This window comes from Neisseria sp. HMSC058F07, assembly GCF_001810035.1.
GTDB lineage: Bacteria > Pseudomonadota > Gammaproteobacteria > Burkholderiales > Neisseriaceae > Neisseria > Neisseria perflava.
This window is the reverse complement of record NZ_KV799706.1, coordinates 510,883-523,108: the sequence shown is the minus strand read 5'-3', so window position 1 is coordinate 523,108 and position 12,226 is coordinate 510,883. Positions and strand designations below refer to the sequence as shown.

Here is a 12,226-nt window from a genome sequence, read left to right as displayed (position 1 = left end):
AGTGTCTTAACCGCTTGACGACTCCCCAACTTACTAAATCATATGAAACAACGGATGAATATCTAATCCTTCCACACAATAAGCTTCATATGATTGAGAAACCTGTTGGTAAATTGTATTTGCTTCTTGATGAGATTCATATGCTATAAATAAGCATGCCCCAGAACCGGTCATTAATGCATGACCATATTGGGATAACTCAACATAAGCCTTCCAAACTTCAGGATATTCCTGAAATACAACCGCCTGCATATCATTTTGAAACGGCTGTAACGATTGGAAAGTCGGCATTATGCTGGGTTTGGAATCCCGTGTCAAGCCTTCATGTGCAAAAATTTTAGCGGTTGCCACATGGACGGGGGGCTTAACGATAACATACCATTGTTTAGGAACATCTATTTCAGCCAGCTTCTCGCCTACGCCTTTGGCAAAAGCACTTCTGCCAAAAATAAAAAAAGGAACATCCGCACCAAGACTTACGCCTAAATCAATGAGTTGCTGCCTGCTCAAGCCGCATTGCCACCATTGGTTTAAAACCATTAAGACCGTGGCTGCATCGGAGCTGCCGCCGCCTAAGCCTCCGCCGGTCGGAATCACTTTATCCAACCAGATTTCGACGCCGTGCGGTACGCTTGCATAGGGCAGTAATAATTTAGCCGCCTGATAAGTCAAGTCTTGCTCAGGCTTAAGCCCTTCGACCGGCGTATGCAGAATAATCTGCCCATCCGTACGCATTTTCAGATGAACGGTATCATATAAGCCGATCAAACAGAAAATACTTTCCAAATTATGATAACCATCGCTCCTGCGGCCGGTAATCCTCAAATCCAAATTTAATTTGGCCGGGGCAGGAAAGGCTTGGATTTCCTCTGAAACAGACATGTTATCCTCTATTTGCGTGCTGCGCATCGGGTTTGTCCATTTTTATCCAAAGAGTGGTTTACCGTGTCGAACACTAAGCGGATATTAAACTTGGCATTTTCAAGTTGTAGCGTTTTGGGCTGTCCCGAGCTATTTAAAGTACGCGATATCGTCCAGTCGAACTGCTCCAGACGGCCATCAGGCAGGATTTTGTATGACGCATTGGCAACGCGTTTACCATCAGCCCAAATATGCAGATATTGAACCGGCAAAGCAAAACCCAAAAGCTGTCTGCTCAATTCTTCAGCCGTTTCCGCCTGATAAACCTTACCCTTACTGTCTACTGCCAATACGCCTTCGCTATCTTGACACAGTTGGCCTACGGTATTGCCCAACGGTGTATTCACATCAATGGTTTGAACCGCGTTCTGATAAGTCCAGTCAAAATTGGCATAAGAGCCTTTGCCTTCCACTTTGACAGCCAAACGACCATCTGCGCTAAAATCCTGCACCTGCTCTGCCGCTTGCCAACTGTTTTGCTGAGGCAAGTTTGGCTGCGCACAGGCAGCCAAAAGCAATAAGGCTGCAACCGATGATAATTGTTTTAAATTCATGGATATTCCTTCATAGGCCGTCTGAAATCAAACGCTTTTCAGACGGCCTGTTGGTTTTATTTGTGTTTTTGAATATGCGGTTTGCCAGATGTTATACCGAATTTGGACATTGTCTCTTTCAATACTCGGAGATTGCTTCCACGTTTCAAACCGTCATTCCAGATTTCTTTGGCCTTCTCTTGATCACCAAGCGTCCATAGGACTTCGCCCAAATGCGCCGCAACTTCGGCTTCAGGTTCTTTTTCGTAGGCATATTGGATATACGGCAAAGCCATTTGGGCATCGCCTTTAAGATAGTACGCCCAGCCCACACTGTCATTAATGGCTGCGCTTTCCGGCTCCATTTGATAGGCCGTCTGAACCATTTTAAACGCTTCCTCCAAATCCTTGCCGTTGGACAGCAAGGTATAGCCCAAAGCATTCCAACCGTGCGGATTATCCGGATACAGCTCTACCACTCGGCGCAAATCGGCAATCGCCTTGCCTGGCTGATTCAGCTTCTCATACACCATCGAACGCTGATACAACACATTGGCAAGCAGCTCGGGGGAAGCTTGAGTTTTCAAGGATTTTTCGGTGGAACTTACCAAACTGTTCAAAGCGTTCAACGATTCTTGAAGATTGGTATTTTTAGACAATACGAACAAAGCCGTACTCAACAAATCCTTAGCTTCAAAATAACGTCCTCTTTGCTCGGGCATTTTTTGTGCGCGTTGTACCAAAGCCCAAGCCTCTTTATGGTTGCCCTGTTTGGCTTCGATGGAAGCGGCCAAAATGGTTTTATCAAATGTATAAGCCGTAGCCGTTACCTTATCCAGCCATTGTTTGGCTTTGGCCAATTCTTCTACATCATTATAAGAAACCGCGCCAATCAACGCCGCACGGCTGCGCTGCTCTTCCGTACCGGCTTTATAAGCCTTTTCCAGATAGCTGTTTACCGCAGAAATATTTTCTGTCTTGCTGGCGGACAATAAGGCGGCCTGAATATACAAATCAGGGTTGGGATTTTCTTCCAACAAAGTCTGTAAACGCTTAAAAGCCTTATCATTTTGGCCATGGGCGATCAAATTGGCGATGTCCAACTCCTGCCAAATCGGAGATAAAGTTTTGGTGTCTGTCTCTTTGAAGAAGCCGTCCAGAATATCAGGATGCCGTTGTGCCATCAGACGCAGGGTAACAAAAGTCGGCGGCAAAATTTCGTTGTCCAACTTAGCCAAACGTTGCAATGCGGCAATGGCATGTTTCTTTTGACCGTCTTTTGCACTAAAAATTGCATCCGCAATCGCCGCTTCTGGAAAATCTTTATAATTCAAGGCCGTTTTATATACCTGTTTGACTGCATCGCTGGTCAGATTCGGCTGTTGGGCTGCAGTTTGTGCCAAAAGCAGGAATACGCGCTTTTGCTCGTCTTCACTACCGCCGGCAATCACCTTGTCCAATCCGCTCAAATTCTTATCGGCTTTGCCCAGCAGCAAATTGCGCAACCAAGTCATGCGCTTTTGTGTTTCACCAGGCTCCGGCTCGATCTCGCGCCATTTCTGGTAAATGGCTTCAGCCTGTTCAAACGCATTTAACGAAACCGCCATTTCCAAAGCGCGTTCGGCCACTTCGGGAGATTTGGTGCGATGCAACGTTAAAATATAAGTAAACAACGCAGAAGCTGCATCACCCTTTTGCAGGGCCAGTTCTGAATTTAACAAAGTGAAAACCTGAGATGTACGGTTTTGTATACCCAACAGACGTATCCGCTCCTGCTCGCGCTCTTCGGGAGAAAAACGGTCGGTACGGCTTTTCTTTTTAATAATCTTAGCCGATTCAAAAACTGCATTTGAATCGCCGGGCGCGGCAAAAGTTTGTGTAACAAACAACATCATGACAGCCGCAGCTGCCACTCGAATACGGGATGGGGAAAACAACATAACTATCCTTTTTGAGAACCTGCCGACATTTTCAGACGGCCTAAGCACTTGCAGAACAGACGCAAAGCTTTATTTATCATTCAGGCATAACTGTAACACACGCACCCTATTTTGTTGACACGGTAACCGTAAACCTTGTGTAATCCTCATCTGCATAAAACGATCAGCGCCAAAAATGAATACCGACCACCTTATCCATTTCCTAACTCAAGCTTCACGCTTCAGCAGCCGTATGCAAGCAGAGCGCAATCAATTAGTTACCACTAAAACGGTCAAAGAAGCAGCCGTTTTGGTCGGCATCGCCTTGCATGAAGGAGCGTGGCAAATTTTACTGACCAAAAGGGCCGAGACCTTAAGGCAACACACCGGACAAATCGCCTTTGCCGGCGGCCGCAAAGATGCCCAAGACGACAGCCTAACGGCAACGGCGTTAAGAGAAGCTTACGAAGAAACCGCCATTCCGATTGCCGCATGGCAGACTTTTGCGCCGCTACCCTTTTATGACACACCTTCCGGCTACCGTGTTACGCCTGTTCCGGCAATTTGCACCCAGCCCGTCAACCCCAAAGCAAATCCCGATGAAGTAGCAGAAATTTTTTATCTGCCTTTGGACTTCACCTTAAACCTGCAAAACTACTCATACCGTCATCTTCATCACAACAATCAAACCCTCGCCCTCCCCGCCCTGCCTTTCCGACACTACGACATCTGGGGGCTGACAGCAATCATCCTATATGGACTGGCAGAACGTTATCAGCAATATTGCCAAGCTTTTAAATAAGGCAAGGCCGTCTGAAAACCAATATTCAGACGGCCTTGTTTGATCAATCCTCTTTATGCAGCTTCTTCATAGCATTCGACAAATTCTCCAAACCATTTCATCTCATCGCGCAGGGCAACCACTTCGCCAATTACCATTAAAGCCGGACGTTCTGCTTCGGCAGCCAACAAGCCCAAATCTTTCAGACGGCCTGTCCGCACGGTTTGATGCGGTAAAGTCCCATTGGAAATCACGGCAACAGGTGTAGAAGGCTGCCTGCCATAAGCCATCAGCTTTTCCGCAATCTCAGCCGCTTTAAGCGTGCCCATATAGATTACCAACGTTTGGCGGCTTAAAGCCAAAGTCTGCCAATCGGGCTGACTGCCCTCGTGTTTGCTGTGGCCGGTTACAAATAAAGCACCTTGGGCACAATCGCGATGGGTTAACGGAATACCGGCATAAGCAGTAGCTCCAAGCGCGGCAGTAATACCCGGCACAATGCGGTAGGCAATCCCGGCCTGATGCAGGGTTTGCACTTCCTCCCCGCCGCGACCGAACACAAAAGGATCGCCGCCTTTCAACCTTACCACACGCTCGCCTTTTTGAGCGTGTTCAACCAATAGACGGTTGGTTTCTTCCTGCTGAACATGGTGCGCACCGGCACGTTTACCCACGCTGATTTTCACCGCATCTTTACGCACCATCGCCAAAATCTCATCCGACACCAAAGCATCGTAAAACACGGTATCCGCAGCCTGTATCGCCTGCAAAGCATGTATGGTCAGCAAGCCCGGATCTCCCGGCCCTGCGCCCACCAAAACCACTTCGCCGCCAAACGGCGTTTCCCGGTTTAACTGCGTGATCAATTCACGTTCTGCCGCCTCGATATTGTTTTGAGCCGCAAAAATACTGAAACGGCTGTCGAACAACTTTTCCCAAAAATAACGGCGTCGTTCGACATGATGAATAGTCTGTTTAACCTTTTCGCGCCATTTACCGGCAATACGCGCCATCGTGCCCGTATGCAGCGGAATCAATGTTTCAATAATCTGCCGCCATTTACGCGCCAATACAGGCGCAGTACCGCCGCTGGATATGGCTATCTTCAATGGCCCCCTATCCACCACGGCAGGCACGATAAACGAACACAAGTCCGCCGTATCCACCGTATTGCACAATTTCACCCGTCGTTCCGCCGCTTCAAAAACACGGCGGTTAAACATGCCATTATCCGTCGCCGCAATAACGAAATACACCTCGTCCAGCATGGCTTCTTCAAACAAGCCACCCAGCCAAACTATTTTCCCTTCAGCCGCCCATTGCTGAAACTGCGGATTCAAAGTTTCCGCAACAACACGCACGCGCGCTCCGGCAGACAACAGGCTTTCCGCCTTACGCTCGGCAACCTTACCCGCACCTGCCAGTAAAACAGGGCGGTTTTTCAAATCGGCAAACAACGGATAATGGCTCATAGTCGTGCTCTTACTTTATCAATGATTGTCCGCCGATATTAAAGGCCGTCTGAAAAAATAGGAAAGAATGGTTTCTGATTTTCTTATGGTGTTTGGTTATATACCTGCAAAAAACCGTCTTTTGAATAACAAAACATTCAGACAGCATTTTTAAATTTCAATCACAAACCGAATTATTTTAGATATTTGCTATCAAACGGGGAACTTATTTTCCGCTCTGCCTACTAAAAAGTCTTAACAATTATTCATATCAACAACTTAAGTGATATTGATTTATTAAGGTAATTTCAAAATATAATATTTAGAAGCGAATATACAGCATGACAACTGAAGCAAAAACAGCCCCTTTACCGACTATTCTCTTTAACAAGGTAGCCTATACCAACGGCGATGATGTTATTCTGAACATCTCCAATGCGACAGACAAAATCACCTCTGTCACCGTCAGCCATTTGGGTACGGAAATCCAAAAATTGGATCATCTGAACTCAACCTCCGTCAAACTCTCTTCCGATATTTTTTCACCCAATTCAGGCTACGTCGTCAAAGTAGAAACCGTTGACAACACCGGCAACCACACCAGCAAAACACTGGGATTGTCTGTCGAAGACGACTGGACTATTTTTCCCCGCTATGGCGTAGTGGCAGGATCTAACGATAATTCGGCAGAACGAAACAACGCCATGACCAATGACCAGCTCGAAGGCTATCAAAACAATATCGATCAGCTGGCACAAATGCACATCAACAATTATTTCTTCTATGATGTGTACGACACAACCTCCAATCCATTTCCAAATGTCAACAGCTTCAAGCAAGAATGGGCGACTTGGGCTGTCGACAACGGCCAACCCAACCCTCCCCAAATCGATACCCTGCTGATTAAAAACCTCGTGAACAAAATTCACGAAAAAGGCGGCAGTGCCATGCTCTACAATATGCTTAACGCCGCCTCCAATGACGAACTCGATAATCCGGCCATCAAAGAAATTTTAAATAATGTCAAACTCTACAATGCCCAAGAGCATTCCAACTTCGGCAAAGCCGGTGCAGAGACCAAAACATCCGTACAACAATTCGTCGATCCTGCCGACAAAAGCTGGCAAAACTATATCGTCAACACCATGATCAAAGCCCTGAAAACAGGCGGCTTTGACGGCTGGCAGGCCGATACCATGGGTGATAACCTCGTTTACAAAATACAAAATGGCCAAAAGACTGAAAACTTCAGAATGTCTGACGGTTATGACGATTTGTCAGCCGCGGCTGCGGAAAAGTTACACGATTACGGTCAAACTTATATGATCAACGACATCAGCACAGGCAGGGCCGATGTCTTATCCACCACCGGCATGGATGTTCCTTACTCAGAAATCTGGCCGCGCGATTTTAAAGATACAGCCGGAAATACCCATTATGAAAACCACAACTATGCCGAGCTTAAACGCTTGGTAGGCCGTCTGTACGATTACAATCACGTTTCCCCGATTATTGCCGCCTATACTCGAAAAGGTACCCACCCGGAAGATAATTCTTCCGAACTCAATCCGGACAACGAATTGCTGGTCGATGCCGTTATCGCAGCGAGTGGCGGCTACCACATGACTGTTGCCGCATTAAACAACCTCCCGGATAAAAACGCACATGGTTTTGGTATTTTGCAAGATCCATACTATCCCGCTCAGACGCTCAAAACCAACGAAACCCTGGCCAAATCAGAATTCAACTATCAACAATTCATTACCGCCTATGAGGAGCTGCTTCGCGGCGAAGGCTTGGTTGAACTCAAAGACAGTCATGCCTCCATCGTAGCATCCGACGGCTATGACATGACTTCCACTTCAGGCGAAGGAGGCAAAGTTTATACATGGACCAAGGCCACCGCAGACGGCGGCCGAGTTGTCCAATTAATCAATCTCGCAGGCCTCGACAAAGACACCAATTGGAACAGCTCCAACCACCACACGCTGAAACTCGACAACCCTAAAGTCAGAATCCCGTTTGATATGGAAATCAGCGCAGAACAGGCCGAGCAAGCCATCGTACAACTGGCTTCCCCCGACTCAGACGATATATCCATGCACACATTGGAATCTTCCGTCATCTATGAAAACGGCAAACCGGTGGCACTGGAAGTCACCGTCCCGAGCCTGGATGTCTGGGATATGCTTTATGTCAGCAATTTAGGGCAGGCAAGCGTCAGCCAAACCTTTGCCGACGGCAAAACCACATTCAACGGCACCCACGCCGACGACCATATCAAAGGTACTGAAAGCGAAGACATCATCTACGGCAACCGGGGTAATGATGAGATTCACGGCGGCAGCGGCAATGACAAATTGTCCGGCGGCACCGGCGACGATGTCATCAACGGCGATGCCGGCAGCGATATTCTCTACGGAGGCGGTGGCAATGACCATCTGAACGGCGGATTAGACAACGACACGCTGTATGGCGGCTCCGGTAACGATACTATGTTGGGCGAAGCAGGCAACGACATCCTTCACGGCGGCGCAGGCAACGACACACTGTTTGGTGGCTTAGGGGACGATATATTGCACGGCGAAGCCGGTAACGATACCTACGTATTCAATCGCGGCGAAGGCCATGACACCATTTTCGACCATCACAGCACAAACGCCATCCAATTCGGCGCTGGCATTTCCCTCTCGGATCTGTCGCTCGAAACGGTCAACGAAAAAGACGGCACGACTTGGAACATCACCATTCGTGGCGAAAACAATCACAACGACCTCATCACCATCGACCACCAATATGCCGACATCCATACCGACGTCCAAGGTCAAAAAATCCCCTCAGTCAGCGAATTCCGCTTTGACGAAGGTACGTTCAACATTGACCAGTTAATGCATATTTTAGGTTAACCATTAAAATATCGAGCATCCCAAAGCCGGACTTTCAAAAAGAGTCCGGCTTTTCTTGCCTGCAACGCCACTTCCATTTTTCAGACGGCCTTTGCCTGCGTATAATATCGTTTTGTCTACAATTTGAAATCCTAACCAATGACCGAATCCATCCGCCTGCCCGCTTCCACACTCAAGCCCTCCACCGTTGCCCTGCCCGGTTCCAAAAGCATCAGCAACCGCACGCTGCTCTTGGCAGCACTCTCCGACAACGTTTGCGAAATCCATTCTTTGCTCAAATCCGACGATACCGACCGAATGCTTGAAGCACTCGACAAACTCGGCGTGCAAATTGAATCTTTACCTGAAGGCCGTCTGAAAGTTCATGGTGCCGGCGGCCGCTTTCCCAACCAATCCTCCGATTTGTTTTTAGGCAATGCCGGTACGGCATTCCGCCCCTTGACTGCCGCACTTGCCGTTTTGGGCGGCGACTATCATCTGCATGGCGTACCGCGTATGCACGAACGCCCTATCGGCGATTTGGTCGACGCGTTGCGTATTGCCGGAGCGGACGTACAATATCTGGGCAATGAAAACTATCCGCCTCTTCAGATCGGCAAACGCCAAGACAACGGCGAGCGCGTTATTCCGATTAAAGGCAATGTTTCCAGCCAATTCCTGACCGCCCTGCTGATGGCTTTGCCCTTGACGGGACAAGCATTTGAAATCCACATGGTAGGCGAGTTGATTTCCAAACCTTATATCGACATCACGCTCAAGCTGATGGCGCAGTTCGGTGTGGACATCATCAATGAAGACTACCGTGTATTTAAAATCCCGGCCGGTGCCAAATATCATGCGCCCGAACATTTATATGTGGAAGGCGATGCCTCCAGCGCGTCTTATTTCTTGGGTGCAGGCCTGATTGCGGGTACGCCCATCCGCGTAACCGGTATCGGCGCACACAGCATCCAAGGCGATGTTGCCTTCGCACGCGAACTGGAGAAAATCGGCGCAGATGTCATTTGGGGCGAAAATTTTGTTGAAATTTCCCGCCCTGCCGAGCGCAAGATTCAGGCTTTTGATTTGGATGCCAACCATATTCCTGATGCGGCCATGACTCTGGCCATTGTTGCTCTGGCTACCAAACAGCCCTGCACCCTGCGCAATATCGGCTCATGGCGCGTCAAAGAAACCGACCGTATCGCCGCCATGGCAACCGAACTGCGCAAACTGGGTGCAGAAGTCGTTGAAGAAGCCGAAGCCATCCATATTACGCCGCCCGAAACGCTTACCCCCGATGCCGTCATCGATACTTACGATGACCACCGCATGGCCATGTGTTTCTCGCTGGTTTCGCTTTTGGGCGTCCCTGTCATCATCAACGACCCAAAATGTACGCATAAAACTTTCCCCGACTATTTCCAAGTTTTTGCATCATTGACCAACTGATTGATTATTCAAAGTTTCAGACGGCCTGTTGCATACAAAAAACACAGGCCGTCTGAAAAATAAAAATAAAACTATACTTTTTCTTAATTTATGCGATAATAGCTAAATAAATTCTTAGCGACTCATATTTCCTTTCGGAGAGAAAACATGTCAGACGAAAAAAGCAAAGCCTTAGCCGCCGCCCTTGCCCAAATCGAAAAAAACTTCGGCAAAGGCTCCATCATGAAAATGGACGGCAGCCAACAGGAAGAAAACCTTGATGTTATTTCTACCGGCTCCCTCGGCGTGGACTTGGCACTCGGCGTTGGCGGTCTGCCCCGCGGCCGCGTGGTTGAAATTTTCGGCCCGGAATCCTCCGGTAAAACCACACTCTGTCTCGAAGCCATTGCCCAATGTCAAAAAAATGGCGGTATCTGCGCATTCATCGATGCCGAGCATGCTTTTGACCCGATTTACGCCCGCAAACTCGGCGTAAAAGTCGAAGAACTCTATCTCTCCCAACCGGATACCGGCGAACAGGCATTGGAAATCTGCGATACCTTGGTACGCTCCGGCGGTATCGATATGGTCGTTGTCGACTCCGTAGCCGCACTTGTGCCTAAAGCTGAGATCGAAGGCGAAATGGGTGACAGCCATGTCGGCCTGCAAGCCCGCCTGATGAGCCAAGCCCTGCGCAAACTGACCGGCCACATCAAACGCACCAATACATTGGTTGTTTTCATTAACCAAATCCGTATGAAAATCGGCGTGATGTTCGGCAGCCCTGAAACCACAACCGGCGGTAACGCGCTCAAATTCTACGCCTCCGTCCGCCTCGACATCCGCCGTACCGGTCAGATTAAAAAAGGCGATGACGTTATTGGTAACGAAACCAAAGTCAAAGTCATCAAAAACAAAGTTGCGCCTCCATTCCGTCAAGCCGAATTCGATATTCTTTACGGTGAAGGCATCAGCTGGGAAGGTGAATTGATCGACTTGGGCGTCAAACATGACATCGTTGAGAAATCCGGTGCATGGTACAGCTACAACGGCGCAAAAATCGGCCAAGGTAAAGACAATGTACGCGTTTGGCTGAAAGAAAACCCTGATATCGCCAACGAAATCGATGCCAAAATCCGTGCGGCAGTCGGTATCAATGTCGATATTACCGAAGGCAAATTGGACGATACCGACGGCGAACGTCCTGAGGAATAAGTCTGTTTGAAATTAAAGGTTAAAGACCAAATAAAGGCCGTCTGAAATCCGACCATTAATCGGATTTCAGACGGCCTTTTATTCAATACTGCTTAAAGCCCCAATGCCTGAGCATGAAACTCAATATGCGAATCGATAAAGCTGGCAATAAAGAAATAATCATGCCCATAGCCCGGGCGTACTTTATATTGGATAGCGAAACCTTTTTCGCGTGCTGAGCGGACAAACCCTTCCGGTTGCAGGACTTCAGGATACAAAGCATCTTCACTGCCGACATCAATCAAAACAGGCAATTTATGCGAGGCCGTCTGAAGCAGCTCTGTACTGTCATAGCGTTTCCATGTTTCCACGTTTTGGCCCAAATAAGCTGAAAACGCCTGCCTGCCGCCTTCCGTATCGATAGGATGACATAAAGGCGCAAAGGCAGAAACCGCAGCATATCGGCCAGGATGCTTCAAAGCCAAATGCAGCGCGCCATGCCCACCCATGCTGAAACCTGCAATGCTTCGCTCTTGCGTTACCGGAAAATGATGCTCGATCAAATCAGGCAATTCTTCGCTGATATAGCTTTCCATTTGATAATGCTGCGCCCAAGGTGCTTCAGTTGCATTAACATAAAATCCGGCGCCCTGTCCAAGATAATGCTCTTCACTGTCGGCAACATGCTGACCGCGTGGCGAGGTATCCGGAAAAACCACAATAATATTCCATTGCGCCGCAAAACGTTGGATTCCGCTTTGCCGAACCAATTCAGAACCATCACTATTTAAGCCGGAAAGAAAATATAAAACAGGCGCGGGATAACCTTTTAAGACTTGTGGCGGCAGATAGACATCAAATACCATATCCGTCCGGCAGGTTTGAGAAAAATGGCGGTACCGTTCCTGATGCCCGTTAAACATCTTTCTGCGTTCCAGCAAATGCAATTCTGAATTTTTCATTTTATTCCTTGTAAGGAAACAACAATAAGCAGAATGTTAGCGCAAAACCTGCCCATCGTGTTGTTGCCCCATCTTTTTAAGGCAACCAAACCTGCTTTAAACAAGGCTTGCCAATCATGCAAAATCATTACGCTAACAGCATTTAAAAT

Annotated in this window: 9 protein-coding genes; 4 read left to right on the top strand and 5 right to left on the bottom strand. The window is 48.1% G+C overall.

Translation table 11 applies throughout. The annotated features are described in order from the left end of the window. Positions 1–33: 33 nt before the first annotated feature. Genes ispE through HMPREF2696_RS10480 form a run of 3 tightly spaced genes read right to left on the bottom strand, consistent with a single transcriptional unit; the run spans position 34 to position 3,394 of the window. Positions 34–882 carry a 4-(cytidine 5'-diphospho)-2-C-methyl-D-erythritol kinase gene (gene ispE / locus HMPREF2696_RS10490; protein WP_070588522.1) on the bottom strand — a complete coding sequence of 283 codons (849 nt, stop codon included), beginning with the start codon at positions 880–882 and terminating at the stop codon, positions 34–36. A gap of 8 nt (positions 883–890) precedes the next feature. Beyond that, positions 891–1,475, bottom strand: a complete 585-nt coding sequence (lolB, locus tag HMPREF2696_RS10485) for a lipoprotein insertase outer membrane protein LolB (protein ID WP_070588452.1) — start codon at positions 1,473–1,475, stop codon at positions 891–893. Positions 1,476–1,531: 56 nt separating this feature from the next. Continuing rightward, positions 1,532–3,394 carry a tetratricopeptide repeat protein gene (locus HMPREF2696_RS10480; RefSeq protein WP_070588451.1) on the bottom strand — a complete coding sequence of 621 codons (1,863 nt, stop codon included), beginning with the start codon at positions 3,392–3,394 and terminating at the stop codon, positions 1,532–1,534. Between the two features lie 175 nt (positions 3,395–3,569). Between HMPREF2696_RS10480 and HMPREF2696_RS10475 the strand changes: the two genes are divergently transcribed. Continuing rightward, entirely contained in the window at positions 3,570–4,175 is a 606-nt protein-coding gene (locus HMPREF2696_RS10475) for a CoA pyrophosphatase (protein ID WP_049336772.1), read from the top strand. A 53-nt stretch (positions 4,176–4,228) separates the two neighbouring features. On the opposite strand, the gene cysG is transcribed toward HMPREF2696_RS10475, so the two are convergent. Further along, positions 4,229–5,626, bottom strand: coding sequence for a siroheme synthase CysG (cysG, locus tag HMPREF2696_RS10470; protein WP_004519908.1), 1,398 nt, complete (start codon positions 5,624–5,626; stop codon positions 4,229–4,231). A 320-nt stretch (positions 5,627–5,946) separates the two neighbouring features. On the opposite strand from cysG, the gene HMPREF2696_RS10465 reads away from it, so the two are divergent. The 3 genes from HMPREF2696_RS10465 to recA all read left to right on the top strand — a co-directional run bounded on the left by HMPREF2696_RS10465 (position 5,947) and on the right by recA (position 11,136). Then, a complete protein-coding gene (locus HMPREF2696_RS10465; protein ID WP_004519910.1) occupies positions 5,947–8,511 on the top strand; it encodes a glycoside hydrolase family 66 protein in 2,565 nt (854 codons plus the stop codon). Between the two features lie 138 nt (positions 8,512–8,649). Further along, complete coding sequence (aroA, locus tag HMPREF2696_RS10460) at positions 8,650–9,942, top strand: 3-phosphoshikimate 1-carboxyvinyltransferase (RefSeq protein WP_070588449.1); 1,293 nt, start codon at positions 8,650–8,652, stop codon at positions 9,940–9,942. A gap of 147 nt (positions 9,943–10,089) precedes the next feature. Further along, complete coding sequence (gene recA, locus HMPREF2696_RS10455; RefSeq protein ID WP_003680794.1) at positions 10,090–11,136, top strand: recombinase RecA; 1,047 nt, start codon at positions 10,090–10,092, stop codon at positions 11,134–11,136. Between the two features lie 92 nt (positions 11,137–11,228). Here the strand turns inward: recA and fghA are convergent, their stop codons facing one another. Beyond that, complete coding sequence (gene fghA / locus HMPREF2696_RS10450) at positions 11,229–12,077, bottom strand: S-formylglutathione hydrolase (protein WP_070588447.1); 849 nt, start codon at positions 12,075–12,077, stop codon at positions 11,229–11,231. Positions 12,078–12,226 lie beyond the last annotated feature (149 nt).

Bases quoted from the DNA above. Each gene is read 5' to 3' on its own strand.
- ispE (WP_070588522.1), bottom strand. From the start codon at position 882: ATGTCTGTTTCAGAGGAAATCCAAGCCTTTCCTGCCCCGGCCAAATTA.
- lolB (WP_070588452.1), bottom strand. From the start codon at position 1,475: ATGAATTTAAAACAATTATCATCGGTTGCAGCCTTATTGCTTTTGGCT.
- fghA (WP_070588447.1), bottom strand. From the start codon at position 12,077: ATGAAAAATTCAGAATTGCATTTGCTGGAACGCAGAAAGATGTTTAAC.
- HMPREF2696_RS10465 (WP_004519910.1), top strand. From the start codon at position 5,947: ATGACAACTGAAGCAAAAACAGCCCCTTTACCGACTATTCTCTTTAAC.
- cysG (WP_004519908.1), bottom strand. From the start codon at position 5,626: ATGAGCCATTATCCGTTGTTTGCCGATTTGAAAAACCGCCCTGTTTTA.
- HMPREF2696_RS10480 (WP_070588451.1), bottom strand. From the start codon at position 3,394: ATGTTGTTTTCCCCATCCCGTATTCGAGTGGCAGCTGCGGCTGTCATG.
- HMPREF2696_RS10475 (WP_049336772.1), top strand. From the start codon at position 3,570: ATGAATACCGACCACCTTATCCATTTCCTAACTCAAGCTTCACGCTTC.
- recA (WP_003680794.1), top strand. From the start codon at position 10,090: ATGTCAGACGAAAAAAGCAAAGCCTTAGCCGCCGCCCTTGCCCAAATC.
- aroA (WP_070588449.1), top strand. From the start codon at position 8,650: ATGACCGAATCCATCCGCCTGCCCGCTTCCACACTCAAGCCCTCCACC.